Origin of the sequence: Nostoc sp. JL34 (assembly GCF_017114945.1) — a bacterium.
Lineage (GTDB): Bacteria > Cyanobacteriota > Cyanobacteriia > Cyanobacteriales > Nostocaceae > Nostoc.
On the sequence record NZ_JABXKQ010000014.1, the window covers coordinates 58,917 to 83,893 of the forward strand.

Sequence of the window (24,977 nt, forward strand, 5' to 3'; positions counted from 1 at the left end):
CTTTTTAGACTCTGGTAAGCCTTGCCATACAAGCTACAAGTTATGATTGGTATATTTTTTAAAGTTAGCTCCAACCCTGACTCTGAAAAAATACCTTACCCGATGGATAATCTAATATCTATAAGTAAAACCCTCGCCATGAAGGTAAGAACCTTCTTCCGTGTTAATTTTTATAACCTATGGGGTATGAGGAAAATTTCGAGAAATGTAAAAGGAAATTAAAATAATTTGTAATTAAGTTTTACAACGGTGATAAAGACAAAAGCAACAAAACTTGCCGCTTGTTAGTTGCGAGGGACTTAACCCTCTAGAATTTGTTAATCCTGCTTTATTAACATGAATATCTTAATGTAGGCTAAATATTGCATATTCTATTGACGAAGCCATTGCGAAATTATGACGAAGATGTGACCTTCCTTGAGTAATAACGATAGAGAGGAAACCTGTTAAAAAATTTCTTTGATCCCCAACCGTACAAGACGATTGAACACCATTAGCTGCTGAAAGTTCTGCAAATAAGGCTTTAGAGTTGCTTAGAAAAGGGAGTTCCTATAAATTATGCCTTTTGTGGGGCAAGATGCCCGCCCCACAAGAGGTAAGAGGATACTTTTTTATTTGGAAATCCCTTAACACCTTACAGGCTCGACATTACATCCCGTGCAACTGCTAAAGTCTGCTCAATATCCTCTTCAGTGTGAGCAAAAGACGTAAACCCAGCTTCAAATTGAGAAGGTGCTAAGTAAACACCACGCTCTAACATTCCGCGATGGAAGCGTCCGAATTTGGCTGTATCAGACTTTTTCGCATCTTCGTAGTTATGAACTGGGCCAGAGGTAAAGAATAAGCCGAACATGGCGCTGATTTGACCGCCGCAAACCGCATGACCAGTTTCTTTGGCAATTTGCAGCAAACCATCTGCTAGCTTTTTAGTAATCCGTTCAAGAGACTCGTAAGTACCTGGCTTTTGCAGCAATTCTAAAGTCTTAATGCCAGCAGTCATTGCCAAAGGATTACCAGAAAGAGTCCCAGCTTGATATACGGGGCCAGCGGGCGCAACCATTGACATAATATCTCGACGACCACCATAAGCCCCTACTGGCAAACCACCACCAATCACCTTACCCAATGTTGTTAAATCGGGAGTGACGCCAAATTTTTCCTGAGCGCCACCGTAAGCAATGCGGAAGCCTGTCATCACTTCGTCAAATACTAATAACGCTCCATACTCGTGAGTCAGTTCCCGTAATCCTTCTAAGAAGCCAGCATCAGGAGCAATAAATCCAGCGTTGCCGACAACTGGCTCAAGAATGACACCGGCAATCTCGTCGCGGTTTTCTTCAAATAAAGCTTTGACTGCTTCTAAGTCATTGAAAGGCGCAGTTAGAGTGGTGCTAGTTGCTAATTTAGGTACTCCCGGTGAGTCTGGCAAACCAAGTGTAGCAACACCAGAACCCGCCTTTACTAGAAACGCATCGGCGTGTCCGTGGTAGCAACCTTCAAACTTGATGATTTTCTCCCGGTTGGTGAAAGCCCGCATTAGCCGCAAAACTCCCATACAGGCTTCAGTTCCAGAGTTAACAAATCTGACCATTTCGATGCTAGGAACGGCATCAATGACCATTTCTGCCAAAACATTTTCTAGGACTGAGGGAGCGCCGAAACTAGTGCCTTTTTCTAAAGCTTCATGCAATGCTGCAATGACTTCTGGATGAGCATGACCACAAATAGCTGGCCCCCATGTGCCTACATAGTCTATGTATTGATTGCCATCTACATCCCAAATATATGCGCCTTTAACACGATCAAAAACGATGGGTTGTCCGCCCACAGATTTAAAGGCACGAACTGGAGAACTGACTCCTCCAGGCATGAGGTTTTGAGCAGCAGCAAAGACTTCTTGTGATTTTGTTGTTTTAATTGTGGTATTTACCAAGGTTCTCTCCTAACAGTAGGCAATAAAAAGCTCTATCTTAGGATAGGGTCAAACAGTGCTTAGAATTTCTATCCTATAGGATTAGCTGAACCAAAAAAATAACAATATATTATGCAAGTCCAATGAAGACTTGACTTTAAGGCATCATGTAAAAATAAGTTGTACAAATTTAATTTGGAATAAGCTGTCAGCCTTACTTTCCAATTAAAAGTGTTCAAGTTATTTTTGCGTGACTCCTAAGATATTCAAACTCGATAATTTGCGGCATACTAGGATCTTTACCGAAGTCTATGCTTGCATCAGTCTAGGAGTCTGTCACAGCTAGATAAGATAGTTCAATTCAAAAAAAACATCCCAGTTGCCCTATTCTGGATGGTATCGTAAATCCATATAATTATTCTCATTAGAGCAAACTAGCTGGTATGTCTTCTAAGGATTCGCGATCGCTGCATTACACCATCCCGGTTGAGAAAATTCGCTACGATGAACGGGGTCTGGTGCCTGCAATTGTCCAAGACTATCTGGATGGTACTGTCCTGATGATGGCGTGGATGAATCAGGATTCGTTACAAAAGACTTTAGAAACTGAAGAAACTTGGTTTTGGAGCCGTTCTCGGCAAGAATTATGGCACAAGGGAGCAACTTCGGGACATCTTCAAAAGGTGCAGAGTATCCGTTATGACTGTGATAGTGATGCGTTGCTCATTGGGGTAGAGCAATTAGGAGATGTTGCCTGCCACACTGGAGAGCGCAGTTGTTTTCACCAAATAGAAGGGAAAATTGCCCCGCCACCAGGGGATACATTGTCGCAATTGTTTGAAACAATATGCGATCGCCGCGATCATCCTACCGAAAGTTCTTATACCTGTAAACTCTTTGCAGGCGGCGATAACAAAATTTTGAAAAAGATCGGTGAGGAAACAGCTGAGGTAGTAATGGCCTTTAAGGATGATGAAGCAGATGCGATCGCAGGTGAAGTGGCTGATTTGCTATATCATACTTTGGTTGCCTTAGCTCACCATCAAGTTGATTTAAAATCGGTATATCGTAAGCTGCAAGAACGTCGTCAATAGAGGGAAAATAAGCGCACATCTGTGCGCCCCTACTCAGCCAAAATTCGATTGAGATACTGTAAAATTGCCACAGCGATCGCTACACTCAAGGTAAAACCTAGCCAGTAACTATTGGTAATAATTTGTGGTTGATCTAATGCCCATCCCCCCAAGGGATGACCAATAAAAGAGCCAATAGCCCAGCACAAAGCGTTGATGGAAAAATAAACGCCGCGTTGATTTTCCGGGGCTAACTCAGTCACTAAAGAAGCAGCAGATGGGGTATAAGAAACAATTGCCACAGCAAATACTGCCAGTGCCAATATTACCCAGACCAGATTATGAGATGGGGCAGTGCCGCTTACCCAAATCAGACCAAAACCAATTGCCCAAAAAATGGCGGAAACAGTGAGCGCGAGTGTGTGAGAACAGCGTTTTAAAATGCTGGTGACAGGCAACTGACAAATAATTGCGAATACTAAATGCCAAGCAAATAGTCCGCTAATGGTAGTTTCAGTAAATCCCTTGGCAGTACTTTCGACAAATACAAAGTTTTTGAAGTAAAGCGGCAGGGTGCTGTGGATTTGAGAAATATAGATTGTAAAGAATATATTAACTGCGATGTAGACCAGGAAACGGCGATCGCTTAATACTGCCATCCAAGAAGCGAAAAGTTCTGTCTTTTCAGATTTCTCTATCTGCTGTTGTTCAGTTTCACTAATCCCTACATAGACAACTCCAAAAAATACCATAAAAGAGATGGCATCAATCACAAATAGCCATCGATAACTCCCAATTATCGCGATCAAAAACCCTGCTAGCACAATTCCGATCACTAATCCAAGGTTATCAGCTAGTCGAGCGATCGCAAAAGTTTCCCGGCGATTGTCAATTTGGCTGGCGTCAGCAACCACAGCTTCAGCCGCCGGCCAATAGAAACCTATCCCTAAACCGCTAATCAAGCTACCGATTACCAAAGTAGTGAAATTATTGGTTGCAGCTAAAACTAGAGAAGCAATTGCTGAAATCGCCGTGGCTAGCAACAAAGTGCGGCGGCGTCCCCAATATCCAGAATCAGCCAAAGAACCACCTGTAATCCGCCCGACGATGCCGGAAATCGAGGCGCTACCCAAGGCTACCCCAACACTGGTTGCAGATAAACCAAGTTGATTGACAAAAAAGATGGGGGCGTAAAACAGGGTAAAGCCGGTGCCAACTTCCGAGAAAAATCTACCAATTGCGAAAATCCAGACCTGGGGATGTATCGAAGACAGCCACGATGATAACTGAGATTGAGAAGCTAATTTCATGAACTTAAATGTCATAATCTGGTGACATTTTGGTAATTCTTATCATTGGCTGCAATTTTTCTCACTAATTCCACAGGGTTTCCACAGGGATTTTAACAGTTTTCCACAGGTGTTCAACGAGCTAATAGGCTTCTTACCGTCTGACTGGGGATTGTTGATTAACAGTGGTAAGGAACTTCCAGGACTGAGTTTTTGTAAAGTAAAGTAACGAAAAATAGACTCTAAAGCTGATTCTCTCGTTCGCATTTATTTTTTATACAATCGTTTTTAACATTTCGCAGCATTGACAAACCCACCCCCTCTTGGCGCACAATGATGCGGCTTGCTTTTGTAATCCGTTCAACCGTCAGCATCAAATGTGTAAAATATATTACTATTAGATGCGGACGTAGATTGTCGGGATGGCGAAAGAGCGTGTGAAGCTTTAAGCCGCTTCACCGCAAGCAACTTGTCCCTCTTGATTATCCTCATAGGAGGAAAATCTCATGAAAGCAACGGTTAGCATCTTTACAGAAATTCCCCAAACACTCCACGAATCATTAAAAAACTACTTAGAAACCCATCCCGATTGGGATGAAAACAGAGTATTGACAGCGGCGCTATCATTGTTTTTACTCCAAAATGGAGATAGCGATCGCCGTGCTGCCCGAGTATATCTGGAAACTTTGTTCCACCACTCCTCAGTAGAAATGCCCTGTACCGACTCACCAGCAACAGCTAATTTACTAGACACCCCATAGGTACTGGTATAAAGGGCGTTATTCTGGCTCACGCCCTAATATGGGCACGGCAAACCGTGCCCTATTAACGGGATTTTAAGCTAATAGCGATCGGCAATATTACAACAAAAAAGATCAGTAGGTTCTGATCCTTAAAAAGTTCCAATAGTTTCTCCTGTTGCCAAAACTAGTTGGTAATAGTGCAAGATTGAGAATTGAGGCAAGACTTGAGTATATTAGCTGACCGTTAATACTTGTTATCTAGCAGTTTTCTTTTGGATACAAACACGTTTGTAGGGGCGCATAGCTAACTATGCGTCCCTACTAACTCCAACCTAAGTACTGTTATCTCTATGAAAACGGTCAGATGCAAAGAAATATTTTCCAGTGGACTCTCTCCCCTGTCCACTGTCTTAAAAAGATAAATATCTCAAATAAATGCCTGGTCTATATTTGAGGAATATCTACCTATTTTTATCGTCTGAATTTGTCTTTTATTAAAGCCAAATCAATTCACTAATGCCTCCCCCAAGAGTCAACAGTCAAGAGTTAAAAAACTCTAGACTATCAACTCAGGATTTGGCCTCTAACTGTTGGGAATAAGCAGGAGATTCAAACTTATACCCTACGCCACGTACAGTTTGAATTAATGCTGGCTGACTAGCATCAATTTCAATCTTCTTGCGAATTTGACCGATATGCACATCTACAACCCGCTGGTCGCCGACATATTCATAGTCCCACACCTCTTGGATTAGTTCTGCTCGCCGCCAAACTCGACCTGGATGACTAGCTAAAAAATGCAACAAGTCAAATTCCAGAGCAGTTAACGGTACTGGTTGGTTATTAAGTGCTACCTCCCGTCGCACTGGATCAATCATCAGTTTTTCAAATACCAAGCGTTTCTGCTCGGCCGTAGTTATCACTCGCTGACGCCTCAAAATAGCTCCGACTCTGACTTCTAGCTCTCCCAGCCCAAAAGGCTTGGTGAGATAGTCGTCAGCACCTTTAGCAAAGCCGCGAATTTTGTCAGCTTCGTCAGCACGGCTAGTCAACATCAGAACAAAAACACCATTACGACTTTGCATCTCTTGGCAGAGGTTAAACCCTGTGACATCTGGTAGATTCACATCTAGAATCACCAAATCAGGGTTAAATTGCTCAAATAGAGTTAAGGCTGTCTTTCCATCTTCGGCAGCCTCTACCTGATAGTTCTGCTTAATCAAAAAGCGTTGGATTAAATTCCGAACCGCAGGGTCGTCGTCAACTACAAGAATCTTGGCAGGAGCCATGACCATTACTTTGCACAAAAATTCGTAAGATTAACAAGAGGGTTGCGTAAAAACGCAGTTGCCACTTTAGGACTAACTAAGAATCTACATGGCTACGGTGTGAGAATCCTGATTATTTAAAAATAAATACTTTAATCAGGATTGTGGGCAATGAGAACGCGAAACTTCTGTTAGGCACAGTGTATAAGCGTTATGAACTTTAGCCGCAACAGTTTTTTACACCAAGACACCTCGTTGATCCCAGTTAGGTGGTAACTTAAAACGTTTCAATTTTAAATCGATATGCGGATATATACCACAAGCGATTATTCAGTATAATTAAAAAAACTCTATTAGGGCACAGTAAGTTGCCAAATTTGAAACAATAAACTTGATTTTTTCATAAAAACTATGCAATTTAGGTACTCTCCGTTCAAATTCTAGATTAGAGCCAGAACTAGGCAACGACATGAGGGTATACACGGAGTTATAGCAATATGTTAAAGTGACTATAGTTGAAATTACAAAGTCGATCAAACTAACCCGTGCTACTATCCTGGTAGGGCATAAAATAGGTCGAGACTTTAGTTTCGATCAAAATAAAACCTAAAGCTGTTTTTTCTTCGACAAAAGACTGCCGCTGACTGAGGCTGAAGTAACAAACTCCCATGAGCGATCAAAATCCCTACGAAAAACTTGGGGTATCAGAAGAGGCTAGCTTCGATGAAATTCAGGATGCTCGTAATCGCCTATTCGAGCAATATAATGGCGATGCCAAGCATTTAGAAGTAATTGAAGCGGCTTACGATGCGATTTTAATGGATCGCTTACGGATGCGCCAGGAAGGTAAAATCAAAGTTCCTGAGCGCATCCGCTTTCCAGAGTTGCGAGTACAATCGCCTCCTAAAGAAAGTCCAACCCCTCGCGAACAGTCACCTGCATGGCTGCAACGGATGCTGGATCAGCCAACACCTGCGGATATATTCTTACCAGGAGCTTGGTTTCTTGGCTTGAGTTCTATTAGCCTGTTTTATCCAGAGGGAGGCGATCAGGTTTTGCAGTTAGCATTGGTGGTTGGGGTAGGCACTAGCATTTACTTTCTCAATCGCAAGGAAGGCAAGTTTGGCCGAGCAGTTTTGTTCACCCTGGTCAGTTTAATAATTGGCTTAATCGCTGGGGGACTAGTTGCTATGTGGCTCTTACCACAAATGCCATTCCTCAATCTGTCATCGAATCAGTTCTCTACTGTACTGACGTTTATATTTTTGTGGTTGGTTAGTAGCTTTCTACGCTAAATCGATAGCCGTAAGGAAGTTTCTAAATACTTCTAAAAAGAAGACGTGATTAATGTGTGTTATTTATTTGGACATAACACGTGGTAAGGGTACATATATGTGTGCCCTGATCGTAGAAACGTCAGTATACTAAAATACAATAAACATATACTTATTGATTACTTATCAAACCCCAAGAACCCCACTGCTACCAAAGCTACGCTTTGTCTCGCCTCCCCGCAAGCGAGGAGGGGATTAAGGAGAGCGCTAATTTATCTGGTATGATTCAAGCTCTTGCAGCCTACAGAGTCTTTCTAGACAAGGCGTTTAGGTTTTAGGACTAAATCTACAGCAGTGCTGAAATCCTTAACGATTAGGTTGGGATGGTAAAGTTCCAATTGGGTGCGATCGCGAATCCCAGATTCTACAGCCATCACCTTAATACCATAATTTTTTGCTGCGGTGATGTCGGCTTCCGTATCCCCCACCATCCAGGTATCAGTAGCCGGGGGCAGTTCTCTTAATGCCCTAGCCATTAACAAGGGCTTATCTTCAATATCACGAGTTTTAACATAGTCGTTACTCAAGCAATAACAACGATTTTCCGGGAAAAATTTACCTAGATCGTATTTTTTAAAGGCATAATCTAGTTCTCGAACTCGGCGCATCGTCATAACTGCCAAATCGATTCCAGCTTGTTGAATTTTTAATAGTGCATCCACAGCACCGGGTACGAGAGTGTCATAGTGAAAGTAAGCTTCTGTATGCACAGTTTGCCGCCGCAATTGGGCGAATTCTTGGGCTTGGGCTTCGTCTAACCCGGAATTTAAGGCGATTTGTTTTTCAGGAACCCGCGATCGCTTTAACTGCCAAAATTCCGCTTTTGGAAGTTCTTGCACTACTTGGTCTGGGCGACGGGTTTTCTCCAAGCAGAATTGATAAACACGGTAGTACCGTTCGGAAACATCAATAATTGGGCCGTCGAAGTCAGTAATCAGTCTTAGCATCGGCGGAAAATGTTAATTTTTATTAAAATTATCTCAGATATATGGCTATTTTTCGAGACTATCAAGTTCAACTAAGGTTTTTTGTAAACTCTTTTTAAGAAAGTATCGACGATAACCTGGAGGAAAATCCTCCAAGCCGCCCGCTACATTTTTTCTGAATCACGAAGCAATAAAAACAGTGGCGTATATTGATAATCTCCAATCTTACTTGTATTAAATTCCTGAAGTTGCTTGTCTACAAAATCAACTTGTTTGGAATCTGGCTGAACTTCAATTGAGATTTTGTACTCAGACATCATTGCAAAGTACCGCGTTTGATTTGTTCACTTTCAATAGCTTCAAATAAGGCGCGAAAGTTACCTTCCCCAAAACCTTGAGCTTGAAAACGGCGTTCAATAAACTCAAAGAAAAATGTCGGCTGTTCAAAAATAGGCTGAGTGAAAATTTGCAGTAGGAGGGGTGCAGTTTGTTGTGTTCCTACGGAAGTATATTCTTGCCAGTCTACGAGAATTTCTTGTTGAGCGATCGCTTCTAGTTCTAGAGGTGATAGAGTGAGTCCTTGACGCTGTTTTAGCTGTGAGTAATAGGTTTGGGGAACTGAGAGTAAGGATAAACCACTGGCACGAAATTTAGCGATCGCACTTACAAGATTAGTCGTTCGCAAGGCAATATGTTGAATTCCTGGCCCCCGGTTAACATCGAGAAACTCTTGAATTTGAGAATTCCTAGAAGCCGGTTCATTAATTGGCAATTGGACGCTACCGTTGCGCGAAACCATCACCTGGCTGTGTAAAGCAGAGCGATTGGTTTTAATTTTAAATGCTTGCTGGGGCTGAAAATCTAGGATCTTTTCGTACCAAGCCACAGCACGATCTAATTCACCAACTGCCACGTTCAGCACTATGTGATCTATGGCGGTAATTGAAGAAGACACGGGGAGACGGGGAGACGGGGACACAGAAAGTTCATCCCCCTCTCTCCCAATCTCTGCGTCTTTTCCCACTTCTCCACAGTGCCTTTCTACCAATGTATGAGTCAGTCCACCCCAAGCGGCAATTTTGCCACACTTGAGAGATGCCCTACCTTCCTGGCGTTCCTGGACGGGTTGTAGGATTGTAGCACCGTGCATTTGAGCTAGTGCGATCGCAGCCTCGACATCTTCGACGACAAAAGCGACATCTGCCACACCAGGTGGGTATTGACGTAGAAACTCAGCTACTGGACTTGTAGGCAACAGTGGTGAAGACAGAAAAAAGCAGACATCGCCACTTTTCACCACTTCTGTACAAGTATGAAATGAACTAACGCGATCGGTTACTGCTTGAAAACCAAGATGGCGTACAAACCAATCCCGCCACACTTTGGCGTCTTCTACATAGAAATGAACGCGATCAATTTTCATAGATATTGAAAATCCAGCATAACAGTTTATATATCTGTAAATTTTGCCTTTTTTGCTAGATTTTCACGTCCTTCCTAAGCAAGAATTATGTAGGCGCACTCCCCCTTTAAAAGAACAAATGACTATCAGGTTGAATGTTAATTTCCATTGGCACAGCTTGCGGTTCGGCAGAAAGAGCAAAGAAAATCGCATTGGCAGCAGTTTCAGGACTGAGCATTTTTTTTCGGTCTACTTTTAGGTTGACGTTATCCCAGAAAGGAGAATCTACCCCACCAAAGTAGAATAGCGTGAACTTGATACCAAAACGCTTGAGTTCTTCTGCCATGCACTTGCTGAAACCAACAACACCAAACTTAGAAGCAGAATAAGCCGCTGCCATTCCCATCGAATGCTTACCCAGAATTCCCACCACATTACAGATGTGACCAGATTTGCGCTTTTGCATCTCTTCAGCAGCCGCCTGAGTAGTGTAAAAGCTACCTTTTAAGTTGACATCTAACATCTTGTCTAAATCAGCGGGTTCTAGGGTGTTGTAGGGCTTGAGTATACCAGCACCAGCTGCATTCACTAAAATATCTATTTGACCAAACTCAGCAATGGTCTTTTTGATCAAAGTATCTACCTGTTGGGGATCAGTAATATCCGTGGGAACGCTCAAAATTTGCCCTGGTAAATCAACAGACAGTGTTGTTAAACGAACAGCATCTCTGGCAGCCAGTACCAACCGGACTCCGGTAGGCACAAGTTTGTGTGTTAAAGCTGAACCAATACCACCAGTAGCACCGACAACAACAACGACTTTATCCTGCATTGTATCATTTACATTTCTTTACATCTTTTTACATAATACTGAATTACAGGCTCAGGTTGTAGGTAAACATCTAGAAAGTATTTACTCGCAGGGTAGCGCTGTTACCTCGTATTCTTTGCCATTTGCCTTTAATGTAAATGTGGGAGATGATTCTAAATATTTACTAAAATTGGAGCCTAACTTTAATTTTTTAATAATTGAATTAGGAGATTCTCCGGTTATTTTCTGTAACTCTGAACCTAGCTTGGACACAGATAATTTAGTTTGAGGAGACTTATTTTGTATATCTTGAATAATTTTTAATAGTAATTTATCTAATGTTTCTCCATTATAAATTTTCGCAGCATTTTCTTCTTGAATAGATTGTGCAGATGAGTTATATTGAATAGAGATTATTTCCTCAATTTCAGATTGCTTTGGATTAGATTTAATATTGATATCGCATCTTTCTTGAAATAAAGTGGCAACATCCACTAAACTGTTTAATTTAGCATTGATTGATTCCTCTTCAGTTTTAATTAAATCTTGAATTGGATCAATCACTTTTTCAAAAGATGTAGCTTTTGTTGCCATTGACAAAGAATAATGAGTTAATTTGCCAGTATTCCGGTTGTCTATATGCAAATTTTGTCCTTGTCTACGTACCCAATAGACAATTAATCCTTGATTTTGGAGTTCGTTACAAAGATGGTTTAAAATTCCATCGCTAGAACAGACTAATATTTCTTTAACTTTTGGATAAGAGCGTAAGACACAAGCACCGAATGCAATCATTTTTGCATCAGCACTATTTTTCCCTTCAGGCACATGGAGAAGTTGATAACCACGGTTATATAGTTCCATATCTTGCTTCCCAATACTGGGGTTTTTCCAATTAGCAAATGCAATTTTTACTTGGAGTGGATATTCGCAAAGACTGGCTAAAAATAATTCTGAATTAATATCTAATTTTAAGTTTTCTGCATCCAAAATGAGAAGAGATATTCCTGTTTCTAACTTATGCTTAATTTCATTATTTTGCTGAATTTTTAAGAGCAATTGGCTGAACACAGAAGATTCTAACCAATCAGGCGATAATATCATTTGCAGCAGTTCTTCAGCTAATTTAAAATTAAAAGAGCCAAGACTTTTCTCTGTGATTTTTTCTTTTGGCAGGTTTTTTACTAAAGAAAGTTCCGCCGCATCAGTCATAGATAGTTTAGTATGTCCATTGCTGTTAACTAGCAAGTCCCCTTCCAGGGAATGAGGTAATGCAGGCTCAAGGAATTGTTTGCCACAATTTTTGCAGAGGTAATTCTGCTGGTCATTGCAACGACCATTTTTATAATATGAAGTAGATTCGCACAGAGGACATTTCATCTTATGATTCAGGTGATCTAGGCAGATACTTTTCTTTAAGTATATAGTATAAAAAGAGACTGTCAATCTCGGTCTGCATTGCCCAACACAAGAAAAACTCAAAACAAGCGGAAATCAAATTTAACCCCTAATTTCCGCAAGACTATCTAGTTACCCTCTGAATAGCTAGAATCTTAGAAACACTTCAACTGACGCGGGCGAAAACGTAGTCACGGGTGCGAGAATCTACGGGGTTAGTGAAGATTTTATTTGTAGTTCCAAATTCAACCATTTGAGTCATGCGATTTTCATTACTGCAAAAGAAAGCTGTAAAATCAGATAGGCGAGTAACTTGCTGCATATTGTGACTAACAATCACAATTGTCAACTCAGAGCGCAAGTTATTGATCAGATGCTCTATTTTCATACTACCCATAGGATCAAGACCTGAACAAGGCTCATCCATCAACAGAACATTCGGCTTGACTGCTAAAGCACGGGCAATACATAATCTTTGTTGTTGACCACCAGAAAGCTCTAAAGCAGATTTGTGCAGCTTATTTTTCACTTCATCCCAAAGTTCGGCAGCTTTGATGGCAGATTCAACAATTCCATCTAATTCTACTTTTGGATGCCATCCAACTAATTTCACCCCATAAGCAACATTATCGTAAACGCTCATGGGAAAAAGATTTGGTTTGGGAAAAACCATGCTAACTTGGCGACGTAAGCGATTGATGTTGACACGACGCTCATAAATACTCTGCCCAAAGAATTCTACTTTTCCTTCAACTTTCACTTCTGCTTCTAATTCACCCATGCGATTTAACGATTTCAGAAAAGTAGACTTGCCACAACCACTAGAACCAATAATTGCCGTGACTTGGTTTTGGTAAATATCCATTGACACGGCTTCAACTATCTTTTGAGTGTCGTAATAGTAGCTGAAGTTTTTGACTCTGATGGCTGGAATTAGTTTACTCATATTCCCAAAACGTGTGAAACAAAACTTGACTAAGTAAAACAGTACAAATCAACGCCGCTGTTTCACTATGTTACTCCCAAAAGGAGATATTCATGGAAATTACGTAGCTATATAGTAGCCATCCAGCAGATAAACTGTTAGCAGATAGTTGTATTAAAGCTGTGTTCCACAATTTATCTTTTAAAGAGTTTTTATACCAAGCTTTTGCACTTTGAACTATATACCAATTCGCTTGAGTTAGCATCAAAAACCATCAACTGCGTAGATTGGCTTGAACGAAGTAAACCAAAATTTTCTATTTAACAGGCTAGTGCAGCTATTGTACAGATTTTTTAATTTACCAATCTGCCACCATCTAAATTATTTTATGTTTGCTTGCGGCTACAATACATTACCAAAAGTATAAACAATCCTAATCCTGCCAGATATTTAATTGCATCAGGGACGCTGGGATTAGGTGAAAAAAATCCTTCGATTGCACCAGCAATAATCAACATTGGTACAATCCCAAATACTAGCTGCACCGCCTGAGAACCGTAAAATTTCAGTGCATCTCCACGGCGATATTTACCAGGAAATAAAATTGCTCTTGCTAATAAAAATCCCGCACCCCCAGCAAAAAATATCGCAGGTAATTCCAAGGAACCATGCGGTAACACAAAGGCCCAAAAAGGATAAGCTAGATTATTTTGACCAACTAAAGTACCAACAGCACCAATTAATAAGCCATTAAATATCATCAAATAGGCTGTGTATGCTCCAGTCGTCATGCCACCAGCGACAGCCCCAAAAGACACGGACAAATTATTGATCATGATACCGCTAGATGCCAGAGGTTCAACACCGACAATTGAACCCATCCATAATTTATGCTCATCTCGCACCTTGCTAATCAAGTTTTCAGGTACAATCAAAGGCATAAAGCTGGGGTTTTGCCAAGAATACCACCAAGCCACTAGTGCGCCTAGTAGAAACAGCGCCGTTGCAGCTGCAATGTATACAAATGCTTTCTGGACTACAGATGGTAATCCCCAACGGTAAAATTCTAGGATTGCCTGCCATTCTTGTCGCCGCGAACCTTGGTAAATCTGCGTGTAAGCACGAGTTGTTAAAGATTGTAAACTTTGGATTAAAGTATTGCCGATTTGCTGAGTGCGGGCACGGGCTAAATCTGCCGCCACTGAACGATATAAACTCGCTAACTCTCTAATTTCTATTGCTCGTAAGGACTTTAATCCTTTTTTTTCTATCTGCCTTAATAGGGCATCCAAACGCTGCCAATTCAGTTCTCGTCGCGCAATCCAACGTTGAATATTCATGAATTTTGGGAACACTGAGTTTAACTTAGCTTAAGATAGCCTCAAACTCATCTCCGTAGTTTCAAGGCAAATTTACCATTATGTTTGAAAACTTTGGATCTCCTGGTCAAATACAACCACTGAGTTTAGGAAATGTAGTTACTGCTGGATTCCGAATTTATCGCTCTCATTTAAAATCCTACTTTTTGCTTGCTTTAATAGGTTATTTGTGGTCATTGCTGCCATTTTTGTTTTTCATCCCTGCGGGAATAGCACTTTTTTGGAACTTACGCTTTAATAATAATTCTCTTTTGCTTTGGCTGATTGTACTGCTCATTGGAATAATTGTGTATTTTTATGCATTGGGAAAATACTTAGTTAACGCTGCCATTATTTCACGATTAGCTTTTGGTGAATTAGTCAATCAACCCGAAACAGTTAATACTGCTCGCAGCCAAGTTAAACCTCGTTTATGGATGTTTGTACTAACTGTACTCTTGCTATTGCTAATTTCTTTTTTACTCTTACTATTTTTTGTAATTTCACTATCTCTCTTACAAACTTTACAATGGATAAAGCCCTTGGATTTGATTTTGCCACTATTAAATATTGGGTGGGGTTTTATTGTATTGGCTGCTATTTTTTGGTTTGTTGCAAGGTTTTTTATAGCTGACGTACTAATAGGAATTGAAGAGCATCTTAATCCAATTACAACAATAAGTCGCAGTTGGGAATTAAGTAAAGGAAATGCATTGCGGATTATTTTAATATTATCTGTATCTTTATTGATCACAATGCCAATACAAATAGTTATTCAATTAGTTGTCAGAGGATTTATCCAAGCATTAAATCAACCAATATTAATTCAACAAGCAATACCAGATATTATGAATGGTTCAACAAATGCAATTTTCTTTATTGCTATAGTTTATTTATTTGTATTAGGATCATTATTTTTAGTGAGTGCAGTTATTTTACCCTTCTGGCAAGCAATCAAAGCTGTTATTTATTATGACCTGCGGAGTCGTCGTGAAGGGTTAGGCTTGAAGTTACGCGATCGCGAAATTTAAACCTCAGTACAAAGACGATTATGCACCTTTTCAATAATGTTAAATTTAATACTCCCGAAAGCGTAGAACTAGAATTCACTCTTGCTGGAATCGGAAATCGTGCCTGGGCTTTGCTCATTGACTATCACGTTTTGGCTGTGATTTTGGTGGGATTTTTCATAGCTTGGTCTCTTGTTTTAGACCAGTTAGGAGATTTTTGGGTAGATATTTTCGGTACCGCAGTAACTTTGTGGTTGATTGCGATCGCATTCTTTGCCAGTTTTATTATTTATATTGGCTATTTTGTATTTTTTGAAACCTTATGGTTTGGACAAACCCCTGGTAAACGAGTTGCAAAAATTCGCGTAGTTCGAGATGATGGTAGACTCATTGGGCTACAACAAGCAACACTACGCGGCTTACTACGGCCCTTTGATGAAACTTTGTTTATTGGCGCTTTTTTAATTATGTTGGGTCGCCACGAAAAGCGCTTAGGTGATTTGGCTGCTGGTACAATTGTAATTCAAGCTCAAATAACCACTGCATCTGCAACATTGACAATTTCAGAACAGGCAAAGATACTGCATGAACAGTTAGTACAGATTGCCGATTTGTCACCATTGATGCCAGATGATTTTGCTGTTATTCGTGAGTATTTGCAGCGACGTAGTGCAATGTCATTAAAGGCAAGAGCTTCACTATCTCTAAAGTTAGCCGAGCAAGTTGTAGCTATTATTAATTTAGAAAAGTTGCCAGAAGCTGTTACACCTGAAGTTTTTTTAGAAGCAATTTACATCGGTTATCAAAAACCGGAATTTTAAATCCGAACAAACTATAGTAATCCTGAATAATTCGTGATAAACAAGATCCCCAACTTCTTTAAGAAGTCGGGGATCTGCGGCTGGCAATTCTTAAAAATCAAATAGGATTGCTAGATGATTCCTGAATTCTTAGATTTATTGTTCAGATAATACACGCATCAGGTTAAAAATCTAAAATCGGCCAGTTTGGTTCACGATAATAGCGCGTCATATTATCAAACTTTCGCAATTCGACACGATTGATCAAAACTTCTGGCAAATTCAACAGCCATTTTTCATTCAATTGAGAAAGCATTGTGCTGAAACTTATGCGGTCTAAGTCAGATGAAACCTCCCCAAAATAGGCTAATGTAACATGGGCTGTGAAGTGATAATGCTGCTCAATACCCAAGGCAATTAACTTGGGATTTTGATAAATTGTTCGGCGAAATTTAATAATTTCCTCGTAGCAGCTTTCATCTTGAGGTACTAAACAAACGGCTACAGCTCTTGGCATCAGTATCAGTCCCAGCATTTGCCATTTAATCGGATGACTCCTGTTTGTCATCAATTGTTGATATTGCTGAAATATTTCGGCTAAACAAGAGTGTAACTCTTCATCAAATTTGGGATTTTTTTCGTAGGCATCAAGGTAAGCATTGTCCCAAATTAAATCCGCTAAAGTCACATGAAAGCTAGCAGAAGGTACAGGTACAATCAAATTACGGTTTACAGGCAACTGTAAAAGTTCCTGTTGGTAAGTCTGTAATTTGGCATAGAAAGCAGCGTTTTGCGATTCTTCTTCTGCCGCAGGTGGGGTAATTAGCGTATAGCCAGGAAAGGATGCTGCTTGTCTCAACCCAGAATTTGGCTGAAATTTAGAAGATTCCTGAATATGCTGGGCCTGGGATCTGTAGGTTTCTGGCAGCGTCAGTCGTGCTAACCGATTTAAGTAAGTTTGATAGTTGTCGTCCAATCTTCATAGCCTCACGCTCTCACTTGATAGATTTTAGGGAAAATTACCTTGATTAAGAGAATGATTTCAAAAGTATTTAGTTTTTTGGAGTTGGGAGACGCGAATAATCGCGTCTGTACAAGGGGGATAAGCGGAATGATTCAATAAGTCTCTTTCTATGCCCCATACCCATCTATTAAGAGGTTTATCTATGCCAATCTATGTTTACTGGGGTGAAGATGATTTTGCTATGGAAAAGGCGATCGCTATGCTGCGCGATCGCGTCCTCGATCCTCAATGGATCAGTTTTAATTACACTGTATTCTCCCCAGATCAAGCTGATGCTGCTATCCAGGGGTTAAATCAGGTCATGACACCCACTTTTGGCGCTGGTGGGCGCTTAGTATGGCTGATAAATACTACTCTGTGTCAGCATTGTCCAGAGAATGTATTGGCAGAATTAGTGCGATCGCTACCAGTCATTCCCGAAAACTCATTTTTATTGCTCACCAGCCGCAACAAGCCAGATGAACGCCTCAAATCCACAAAATTGTTAAAACAGTTTGCTACCGAATTTCGAGAATTTCCCCTCATTCCCCCTTGGAAAACAGAATTACTGGTGCAATCTGTGAATCAAGTAGCCCAGACTGTGGGCGTGAAACTGACTGCCAATACTGCCCAACTGTTAGCAGAATCCGTAGGAAATGATACACGACTACTCTATAATGAGATGGAGAAATTGCGGTTATATGCCCAAGGTAGCAATAAGCCTTTAGACGTAGATACTGTTACGAAGTTAGTAAGAAATACTACTCAAAATAGCTTACAATTAGCAGCAGCAATCAGAACAGGAGATACAGCTAAAGCTTTGACAACCTTGGCAGATTTGAGCAATGCTTCCGAACCAGGATTACGGATAGTTGCCACACTGATTGGACAATTTCGCACCTGGCTCTGGGTCAAGATGATGATGGACAGTGGTGAGCGCAATCAACAAGCGATCGCTATTGCCGCTGATATCGGTAATCCCAAACGGATTTATTTCTTACAGCAAGAAATCAGGCTGCTTTCTGTGCAACAGTTAATCTCTTGCTTACCCCTACTACTGGAGTTAGAAGTGAGCCTCAAGCAAGGAGCATCAGAAATGTCAACATTACAGACTAAAATAATCGAACTTTGTCAAGTATGCCGAGGAAATTGACAATCAAATATAAAAGCTTGATGTATTGAGCAGTTGCTGGAACTTCCAACTTTGAAAATAATTCAAAGTTCTTATAATATCCCTGATGTAGTTCTGTGTCATACACTATATGAAGAAAATTTCTGATTTATTTTCCCGCTCTAACCGAAAGCGAATCCTTTTCCAATCATTCTTTTTTGGCGCGATCGCCACTGCGGGTGTGATTTCCAACGCTTTTTCATCGAGTTCAAAAGCTTACGCTCAAACTCCACCACCAATAGTTAACAATACTGAAATCAACAGCTACGCTCAAGCCGTGCTAGCAATGGAGCCAGCCCGTCAAAATGCCTTTGAAGAAATTAAAAAACTTATTGGCAATGGAGAAATTCCCAAGATTGTTTGTAACGATCCTAACAGCATAAGTGGTCTTCCAAAGAAGGCTCAAGATATTGCAGTTAATTACTGCGCTCATGCTCAAAAAATTGTCCAAGATAATGGTTTGAGATTTGATCAGTTCAACAAAATAACTATAGAATTACAAAATAATAATATGTTAAAACGGCAGGTTTACAATACATTATTACGCCTGCAACAAACTCCTGATTCTCGGTAGTTAAATCTTGCATAAAAATTTGACTAGCTATAGATTATACTGAATTTTCACGATTTTACTTGTTGCGACTCGTGCGAGTTATCAAAATTATTCAGTCGCCACGCAAAACTTTGTTTTCATGCCAGGGTTGATATTACCTATTCTATTATTTGATTAGATTTACTTAATAATATGACCCCAAGCAACTTATCAAATAACCGGATGAAAAAATCCAGTTAACAACTTGCAGTTTAAAAATTAATTCTGAATTGCAATACTAATATTCAACTACAATGGATGCATGTCGCTTGGTGTGAATATTTTTCATGTGCTTTTTCACTGTGTTTATGGTGATGTAAAGCTTAGTAGCAATTTCTTTGTAGCTGTAGTTGTTTCTATAGAGAAACCAAATTTCAGCTTCTCGCGGCGTCAAGTCAAATTTTTTAACTTCAGTGATTGCTAAACTTTTCTGAGACTCATATTGATTTTCGATGGTAACTAATAAGCAAGGTACTTTAAACCCATCTAAATCTAGCAGTCTCACCCTAATACGAAAAATATTTGACTTATCAAGCACAATCTCATCCGACAGAATGATGAGTTTATCAGAAAAAAAACATCCATTGCTAAGTAACGATTTACAAAGATTCCAGATGACTGACGGGACAAAATTTTGGTTGAAATTGCCTTGATTGAATTGACAACAAAGACGACGAGCAGATGCATTAGCATGAACTAGTTCACCCGTTTGACTTAAAATTAATATGCCGTCTTCTAAGCCTTCAATTACTTCTTGTAAAAAATCAGCTCGCTTCGATTCATGTAAGTCAATATTATCTAGCTGTTGGGGTTCAGCTAAAGTTTTTACTAATGTCTTTGTTAGGGCGCTCATACGAGGTATACTAATGTATAAAATAGTGCTTGATTATGAGATTTGAGATTTATGAGAGTTGGAATATATACCATCCATTTTTTACATACTCATCTGAGTAAATTTAGAAAGTCAATGTGCTAATCAGCTTAAAAAGCATACAAAAATTGTCTTAGCGAATGTGCGTAGAGTCACACAAAGGGTGAATACTACAGACTAATCACACTAACTAAGGTAAAAAAAGTTTTATTTTTAACATTAATCTCTTGCAATACCCAAGTGAAAGTTTATGTAGCCTGTTTAGATTAGCTGAGGTTACATAATCTAAATACAACTCTTAAATTACCTATTTCGGAAGCCGCATTCAATTTGTTTCGGATAGCATTCCCCCACTGATGGCGGTTGCTTTTTTAAAGGGGTAAAGGTGGAAAAAAGCAAGCTTTTTAAGAGGATTTGGGCGAATGTTTGCATAATAAACAAGCTAGCCGAATTGTATTGAAGCCGCTTTTACTAAGTACTCATCGCCTCAATAGACAATAGTTATTCATATTGAAATAAAAATATACAGATAAATATTTTGATAATGCAGTATTTACCAGCCACGTTAAATTCAAAGAAAAAACTGCTTTTTGGTAATAGGGAAAAACTTGGAATTTTGGATAAATTTTAATATTGCTAAAAAAGGGAATGGGGCATTGGGGATTGCTTGTTTCTTCCTTGTCTCCCCAGTCCCCATTCTCTCTAAGTCCTTCCAACAAGGCTAGCTACTACTGTAGCTAACTCAGCAGCCTCAATAGGTTTAGGTAAATGCAGCTGATAACCTTCTTGTATAGCTCGCATCCGATCTTCTGCCCTAGCATAAGCTGTCAACGCTGCTGCGGGAATATTTCCTCCTAATTCTGGTGGTTGCGATCGCAATTTGCGGATCAAAGAGTAACCATCCTCTTGGGGCATACCGATATCGCTGACTAAAACATCTGGTTTCCACTGTGTAATTACCTGCAATGCTTCTGAAACTGATGCTACTGCTTTAACTTCGGCTTGGCACTGTTCCAGGACTGTGGTGATGAATTCACGGGTATCGGCTTGGTCATCTACAACTAGCACGCGCACGCCAAGCAGGGAGAGGGGAAGAGGAGGAGGGGGAGAGGGAGAAAGGGGAAGAGGGGGGAAGGGAGAGAGGGGGGGAGTTTTCAGAAGTGGTAGTTTGACTGTAAACGTCGCTCCTTGTTCTTTACCCGGACTATCTGCGTGGACAGTACCGCCATGTAATTCTACTAAATGACGGACGATCGCTAACCCTAATCCTAATCCACCATAGGTTCTAGTGCTAGAACTATCAGCTTGACGAAAGCGATCAAAGACATAAGGAAGAAAGTCACGACTCATACCTATGCCTGTATCAATCACTTGAATTTGGGCATATTTATCCGTCGTCTGTTGTTTTTCTTCTCCACTAACCACTGACAATTGCACCTCTACTCGTCCTCCGACGGGTGTGAATTTGATGGCATTGGATAGCAGATTCCAGATGATTTGCTGCAAGCGCTCGAAATCCCCAGAAACTAAGAATTGAGAATTTTCACTAAGCTTGCTGTCCTCTGAGTGTTGATTGGTTTGGGATTGTGCTTCTGGAGATTCAAGATTTTCGCGATTGATTCCTAATCCCCAATCTGAATTTGGCGTTTCTTTTGAGGGAATCAGGGAAAATCTCAAATCGATTTCCTTGGACTGAGCGGCTAGACTAACAGTCTCGATGGCTGACTCAATCATGGGAACCAAATTACAAGTACGGACATTGAGGCGTAACTTGCCTCTAATCATCCGCGATATATCCAGCAAGTCTTCAATTAGCTGGGTTTGCGCTTTGGCATTACGCTCAATTGTCTCCGTAGCCCTAGCCATTTGGGTTTCATTGAGCTTGCTTCGTTGCAGTAATTGCGCCCAACCAAGGATGGCATTGAGAGGCGATCGCAACTCATGGGACAATATCCCCAGAAACTCATCCTTCATGCGGTTAGCCTCTTGCAACTGCTCAGTTTGTTGTTGCAAAGAAGCAATTAAACTAGCCCGTTCCATTGCGATCGCTATTTGGTCGCATACTGCTTGCATCATCCCTTTTTGATTGTCGGTGAAGCTTAACCGACTGCGGCTGCCAAAAGAAAGAGTACCCAACAGCCGTCCTTGGGCGATCAATGGGTAGGCATAATAAGCAGTAATGCCTAAAGAGCGAAGCAATTCTGTTTGCGAGTCAGTAGATTGCTGCACATTCTCTACAGCTATGGGATGGCGTTCCTGCGCTACAGTACCAGAAACCCCTTCACCAAATGCCAACCACTCGATTTTCTTTGCCATCTCCTGGGAAATGCCATTGTAAGACCCCAACCGCATTACCTGAGAATTATCCTCAACCAAGTAGTTAAAGTAAATATCTAAACCAATTTGGTCTCTTAGTTTTCGGTAGACGCTATCGATTAGTACTATTGCTTGCTGGCTCGATAGTAAATCATTGGCTGTGTCAAATAGTAGCTTTAGCCTTTTGTAACCCAAGGAGAGCGCTTTTTGTGCCTCCTTGAGGTTGCTAATCTCTTGGAACACCAAAATACAAGTAGCCGGATGACCGTGCATTGCTGGCAAAGTATCAGCAAATATCAGTAGAGAGCGCACACCAGCAGGAGTGTGCCAGTCCACCTCCAATCCATTCAGGCGTTCGCCAAGGGCAACGCGCACTCCTGGCATTTGCTCATTGGGAATGCGATCGCCAGCAGCATCCGTATAGTGATAAACTGTGTGATAATCTGCGGCTGGTACACCTTTGGGAAATTCGCCCCCAGCTAATTCGTTAGCAGAGCGATTGGCAAAAGTTACCCGCGCCGTTCCTGGTTCGATAAACAGCAGCGGTCTTGGCATCAGATTTAACACATCTTCCAGCCATTTTTGCTGATTTAGAAGTACTTCCTCTGCTTGTTTGCGCTCCGTAATATCTAAAAATGCACCAACGCTTCCTCTGGTTTTACCCTCTTCGTCAAACAGGGGTGCAACGGACTCCAAGAGGTTGACGATTTTTCCATTTTCATGAACTATATCAACTTCAAAATCTAGAACTTCAACACCATGAGCAGCAGAGTAGTGCATTGGGAGTTCTTCTGTTGACAGTTCTCTTCCCTCGCGGTAGCTTTTAAAGCTTGTTGATCTTTCGTCCAAGGAAGGACTGAGGTGGGCATTTATATCTGAGGATATCCCCAACTGCTTGGCAAAAGAAGGGTTTACCTTGATATTTTTGCATTCTGGATCTTCGGCAATGCCAATTCCAATGGGAATTACCTCTAACAAAGTTTGTAACTCAGTAATGCGGCGCTGTAGATCCTTGTTTAGTTGTAAGATTTTTTCCTGGGTCTGCTTTTGTTCGCTGATGTTGCGAGTCACAGTTGCTAAAGCAATTGGCTGACCTGTGTTGTGATCTGTAACAGTGAAGATGTTGTAATCAACTGGTATCGGTTGACCTGTTTGGAGGTGGCTAAAGCAAAATTCTCCCTGCCAGCGCCCTTGTAATAGCACAGTCGGCAGTATATGTTCTTGAAAATAGGCTTTGTCTTTGGGCATGACGTAATCTAATACTGCTTTTTGCCTCACTTCATCAAGGCTGGCAAGCCCTACCAGCTTTTGACCTGCATCATTTATGTAGAGTAATTGACCCTCAAGGGTGGCGATACTGATAAAGTCAGAACTATTTTCTACCAGCAATACTAGTTTTTGTTGCTCTGCTTCTGCTTGTTTGCGTTCGCTCAAGTCGAGGATAAACGCTACTGACTCTTCCCGGTTTTCTCCCAGCAGGACGTAACCAACTAAAACCGGGATGCGGCTACCATCCTTGTGAATATATTCTTTCTCGTAGGGCGTACAAGCAGCGTTGGTATTACCTTGTGCCTCGGCGACACCTCGCTCATCCAAGTATAGATACTCTGGTGGTGTGATATCGCTCCAACTTAATCTACCTGCTAACAAATCCTCCCGCGTGTAACCAATCATCCTGAGAAATTCGTCATTTGCCTGCTGGATATCGCCATACACGTCGCCAAACAAAATGCCGATGACGTTAGCATCTACAAAACTTCCTAGTTTAGCTTCGTAGGTTCTCAGTGCTTTTTGAGCGAGATCGCGTTGATGGCTGAGGCGTTCAATAACTCTGGCACTTTGCCAAATCAAAATAGTAAAAATTACAATCAGGACGATCGCAAACACTGATACTGCAAAAGCCGGATCGTATTGTCCTGCCCGTTGACCTTCTACAATTATCCACCCCAATCCAAAAGGGACTGCGATCGCAGCAACTAATAAACGTCGGGCAAGTAAACCGCCGTAAGTATCACTTGTAACTACCCTCATTAACCCCTGTTCTGCCTGCGCCCACAGAATGCCCATACTTAGTAAAAGGAACAACACCGCTGTGTGTAACGCCATTGATGTTGTATAAGGGGCGAGTCCGTAGAGAACTTTCACTTTATAGGCATAGCCCATGAGCGCCTGAAAGGAAATTAAAGTAGCGATCAGAGCGATAATCTGGGCATACCAATAACTGCGGTGGGTTTTTGGATGAATCAAAATCTGTAGGGCGACACTGACCAGGATAAAATTTACTGCTGTGTTCACCCCCATTCGCCCCGGATGCGATGTCGCTATACTAGTTAGCGAATCACGAAACACCAGCTCGTCAATGCCGAGATTCCAGCCAAACTGATATTGACAGAGTGTGAGCGCAGCAATTGTAGTGACAGCTATTGCACAGACCTGAGAAATGAGAAGAGTGGGGAAGTGGGGGAATAATTTGGAATTTTTTTCCCCTGCTTTTAAAAATAGCCACAACGACATACCACACAGCACAAAACACACCGCTGTGTTGACTTTCATAGTGGCAGGACTACCTGGGAAGCCGCGCTTAAGAACTTCAATGCCAAGCCACCAGCCAACTAGTACCACACTGCCAATAAAAACAGCGATCGCACTTGCGACTTTTGCCACAAGTGAATTTGTAGGGATCTTTGATATATCTTGCAGCCGCAAGCGGTTAACATTTAACATTGATTGTTCTCTAACCGCATCTATCTAGCGTAGTAAATTTACGTATTTCTT

The 24,977-nt window shown here is 41.0% G+C and carries 19 protein-coding genes and 1 pseudogene; 7 read left to right on the forward strand and 13 right to left on the reverse strand.

Annotated features, from left to right (window positions below):
* Window positions 1-634 precede the first annotated feature (634 nt).
* Window positions 635-1,933, reverse strand: coding sequence for a glutamate-1-semialdehyde 2,1-aminomutase (gene hemL, locus HWQ44_RS01525; protein ID WP_292713892.1), 1,299 nt, complete (start codon window positions 1,931-1,933; stop codon window positions 635-637).
* A 422-nt stretch (window positions 1,934-2,355) separates the two neighbouring features.
* Between hemL and hisIE the strand changes: the two genes are divergently transcribed.
* The gene (gene hisIE / locus HWQ44_RS01530; protein WP_292713894.1) at window positions 2,356-3,006 is read left to right on the forward strand and encodes a bifunctional phosphoribosyl-AMP cyclohydrolase/phosphoribosyl-ATP diphosphatase HisIE; all 651 of its coding nucleotides are present in this window, start codon (window positions 2,356-2,358) and stop codon (window positions 3,004-3,006) included.
* Window positions 3,007-3,035: 29 nt separating this feature from the next.
* Here the strand turns inward: hisIE and HWQ44_RS01535 are convergent, their stop codons facing one another.
* A complete protein-coding gene (locus HWQ44_RS01535) occupies window positions 3,036-4,310 on the reverse strand; it encodes an MFS transporter (RefSeq protein ID WP_292713896.1) in 1,275 nt (424 codons plus the stop codon).
* Between the two features lie 470 nt (window positions 4,311-4,780).
* Between HWQ44_RS01535 and HWQ44_RS01540 the strand changes: the two are divergent.
* A pseudogene (locus HWQ44_RS01540) lies at window positions 4,781-4,972 on the forward strand (DUF2811 domain-containing protein); the annotation flags it as partial.
* Between the two features lie 614 nt (window positions 4,973-5,586).
* On the opposite strand, the gene HWQ44_RS01545 reads toward HWQ44_RS01540, so the two are convergent.
* Entirely contained in the window at window positions 5,587-6,306 is a 720-nt protein-coding gene (locus tag HWQ44_RS01545) for a response regulator transcription factor (protein WP_292713897.1), read from the reverse strand.
* Between the two features lie 647 nt (window positions 6,307-6,953).
* On the opposite strand from HWQ44_RS01545, the gene HWQ44_RS01550 reads away from it, so the two are divergent.
* Window positions 6,954-7,580 carry a CPP1-like family protein gene (locus HWQ44_RS01550; RefSeq protein WP_292713898.1) on the forward strand — a complete coding sequence of 209 codons (627 nt, stop codon included), beginning with the start codon at window positions 6,954-6,956 and terminating at the stop codon, window positions 7,578-7,580.
* A 293-nt stretch (window positions 7,581-7,873) separates the two neighbouring features.
* Here the strand turns inward: HWQ44_RS01550 and HWQ44_RS01555 are convergent, their stop codons facing one another.
* From HWQ44_RS01555 to HWQ44_RS01585, 7 genes are all read right to left on the reverse strand, one after another.
* The gene (locus HWQ44_RS01555; protein ID WP_292713900.1) at window positions 7,874-8,566 is read right to left on the reverse strand and encodes an HAD family hydrolase; all 693 of its coding nucleotides are present in this window, start codon (window positions 8,564-8,566) and stop codon (window positions 7,874-7,876) included.
* A gap of 143 nt (window positions 8,567-8,709) precedes the next feature.
* Window positions 8,710-8,865 (reverse strand): hypothetical protein, encoded by a 156-nt coding sequence (locus HWQ44_RS01560; protein ID WP_292713902.1) that lies wholly within the window; start codon window positions 8,863-8,865, stop codon window positions 8,710-8,712.
* A complete protein-coding gene (gene hppD, locus HWQ44_RS01565; RefSeq protein ID WP_292713904.1) occupies window positions 8,862-9,968 on the reverse strand; it encodes a 4-hydroxyphenylpyruvate dioxygenase in 1,107 nt (368 codons plus the stop codon). The genes HWQ44_RS01560 and hppD overlap by 4 nt, the downstream gene beginning before the upstream one ends.
* A gap of 106 nt (window positions 9,969-10,074) precedes the next feature.
* Entirely contained in the window at window positions 10,075-10,779 is a 705-nt protein-coding gene (locus HWQ44_RS01570) for an SDR family oxidoreductase (RefSeq protein WP_292713906.1), read from the reverse strand.
* A gap of 81 nt (window positions 10,780-10,860) precedes the next feature.
* Entirely contained in the window at window positions 10,861-11,970 is a 1,110-nt protein-coding gene (locus HWQ44_RS01575; RefSeq protein WP_292713908.1) for an NYN domain-containing protein, read from the reverse strand.
* 352 nt (window positions 11,971-12,322) lie between these two features.
* Window positions 12,323-13,102: a phosphate ABC transporter ATP-binding protein gene (locus HWQ44_RS01580; protein ID WP_292713910.1), complete on the reverse strand. Its 780-nt coding sequence runs from the start codon at window positions 13,100-13,102 to the stop codon at window positions 12,323-12,325.
* A gap of 365 nt (window positions 13,103-13,467) precedes the next feature.
* Window positions 13,468-14,421 carry a stage II sporulation protein M gene (locus HWQ44_RS01585; RefSeq protein WP_292713912.1) on the reverse strand — a complete coding sequence of 318 codons (954 nt, stop codon included), beginning with the start codon at window positions 14,419-14,421 and terminating at the stop codon, window positions 13,468-13,470.
* Window positions 14,422-14,501: 80 nt separating this feature from the next.
* Here HWQ44_RS01585 and HWQ44_RS01590 point away from each other — a divergent pair, with 80 nt between their 5' ends.
* Window positions 14,502-15,470, forward strand: a complete 969-nt coding sequence (locus tag HWQ44_RS01590; RefSeq protein ID WP_292713914.1) for a DUF975 domain-containing protein — start codon at window positions 14,502-14,504, stop codon at window positions 15,468-15,470.
* Window positions 15,471-15,490: 20 nt separating this feature from the next.
* On the forward strand, window positions 15,491-16,270 hold the full coding sequence (locus HWQ44_RS01595) for an RDD family protein (protein WP_292713916.1): 780 nt from the start codon (window positions 15,491-15,493) through the stop codon (window positions 16,268-16,270).
* 163 nt (window positions 16,271-16,433) lie between these two features.
* Here the strand turns inward: HWQ44_RS01595 and HWQ44_RS01600 are convergent, their stop codons facing one another.
* A complete protein-coding gene (locus HWQ44_RS01600; RefSeq protein WP_292713918.1) occupies window positions 16,434-17,225 on the reverse strand; it encodes a DUF1868 domain-containing protein in 792 nt (263 codons plus the stop codon).
* 190 nt (window positions 17,226-17,415) lie between these two features.
* Between HWQ44_RS01600 and holA the strand changes: the two genes are divergently transcribed.
* Both holA and HWQ44_RS01610 read left to right on the forward strand, forming a co-directional pair.
* Window positions 17,416-18,405 (forward strand): DNA polymerase III subunit delta, encoded by a 990-nt coding sequence (gene holA / locus HWQ44_RS01605; RefSeq protein WP_292713920.1) that lies wholly within the window; start codon window positions 17,416-17,418, stop codon window positions 18,403-18,405.
* Between the two features lie 109 nt (window positions 18,406-18,514).
* Entirely contained in the window at window positions 18,515-18,997 is a 483-nt protein-coding gene (locus HWQ44_RS01610) for a DUF4168 domain-containing protein (protein ID WP_292713922.1), read from the forward strand.
* A gap of 256 nt (window positions 18,998-19,253) precedes the next feature.
* On the opposite strand, the gene HWQ44_RS01615 is transcribed toward HWQ44_RS01610, so the two are convergent.
* Together HWQ44_RS01615 and HWQ44_RS01620 are read right to left on the reverse strand one after the other, a co-directional pair.
* Entirely contained in the window at window positions 19,254-19,868 is a 615-nt protein-coding gene (locus tag HWQ44_RS01615; RefSeq protein ID WP_292713924.1) for a helix-turn-helix transcriptional regulator, read from the reverse strand.
* 720 nt (window positions 19,869-20,588) lie between these two features.
* The gene (locus HWQ44_RS01620; RefSeq protein ID WP_292713926.1) at window positions 20,589-24,926 is read right to left on the reverse strand and encodes a PAS domain S-box protein; all 4,338 of its coding nucleotides are present in this window, start codon (window positions 24,924-24,926) and stop codon (window positions 20,589-20,591) included.
* Between the last annotated feature and the right edge of the window lie 51 nt (window positions 24,927-24,977).

Bases quoted from the DNA above. Each gene is read 5' to 3' on its own strand.
- hisIE (WP_292713894.1), top strand. From the start codon at position 2,356: ATGTCTTCTAAGGATTCGCGATCGCTGCATTACACCATCCCGGTTGAG.
- HWQ44_RS01535 (WP_292713896.1), bottom strand. From the start codon at position 4,310: ATGACATTTAAGTTCATGAAATTAGCTTCTCAATCTCAGTTATCATCG.
- HWQ44_RS01545 (WP_292713897.1), bottom strand. From the start codon at position 6,306: ATGGCTCCTGCCAAGATTCTTGTAGTTGACGACGACCCTGCGGTTCGG.
- HWQ44_RS01550 (WP_292713898.1), top strand. From the start codon at position 6,954: ATGAGCGATCAAAATCCCTACGAAAAACTTGGGGTATCAGAAGAGGCT.
- HWQ44_RS01555 (WP_292713900.1), bottom strand. From the start codon at position 8,566: ATGCTAAGACTGATTACTGACTTCGACGGCCCAATTATTGATGTTTCC.
- HWQ44_RS01560 (WP_292713902.1), bottom strand. From the start codon at position 8,865: ATGATGTCTGAGTACAAAATCTCAATTGAAGTTCAGCCAGATTCCAAA.
- hppD (WP_292713904.1), bottom strand. From the start codon at position 9,968: ATGAAAATTGATCGCGTTCATTTCTATGTAGAAGACGCCAAAGTGTGG.
- HWQ44_RS01570 (WP_292713906.1), bottom strand. From the start codon at position 10,779: ATGCAGGATAAAGTCGTTGTTGTTGTCGGTGCTACTGGTGGTATTGGT.
- HWQ44_RS01575 (WP_292713908.1), bottom strand. From the start codon at position 11,970: ATGACTGATGCGGCGGAACTTTCTTTAGTAAAAAACCTGCCAAAAGAA.
- HWQ44_RS01580 (WP_292713910.1), bottom strand. From the start codon at position 13,102: ATGAGTAAACTAATTCCAGCCATCAGAGTCAAAAACTTCAGCTACTAT.
- HWQ44_RS01585 (WP_292713912.1), bottom strand. From the start codon at position 14,421: ATGAATATTCAACGTTGGATTGCGCGACGAGAACTGAATTGGCAGCGT.
- HWQ44_RS01590 (WP_292713914.1), top strand. From the start codon at position 14,502: ATGTTTGAAAACTTTGGATCTCCTGGTCAAATACAACCACTGAGTTTA.
- HWQ44_RS01595 (WP_292713916.1), top strand. From the start codon at position 15,491: ATGCACCTTTTCAATAATGTTAAATTTAATACTCCCGAAAGCGTAGAA.
- holA (WP_292713920.1), top strand. From the start codon at position 17,416: ATGCCAATCTATGTTTACTGGGGTGAAGATGATTTTGCTATGGAAAAG.
- HWQ44_RS01610 (WP_292713922.1), top strand. From the start codon at position 18,515: ATGAAGAAAATTTCTGATTTATTTTCCCGCTCTAACCGAAAGCGAATC.
- HWQ44_RS01615 (WP_292713924.1), bottom strand. From the start codon at position 19,868: ATGAGCGCCCTAACAAAGACATTAGTAAAAACTTTAGCTGAACCCCAA.
- HWQ44_RS01620 (WP_292713926.1), bottom strand. From the start codon at position 24,926: ATGTTAAATGTTAACCGCTTGCGGCTGCAAGATATATCAAAGATCCCT.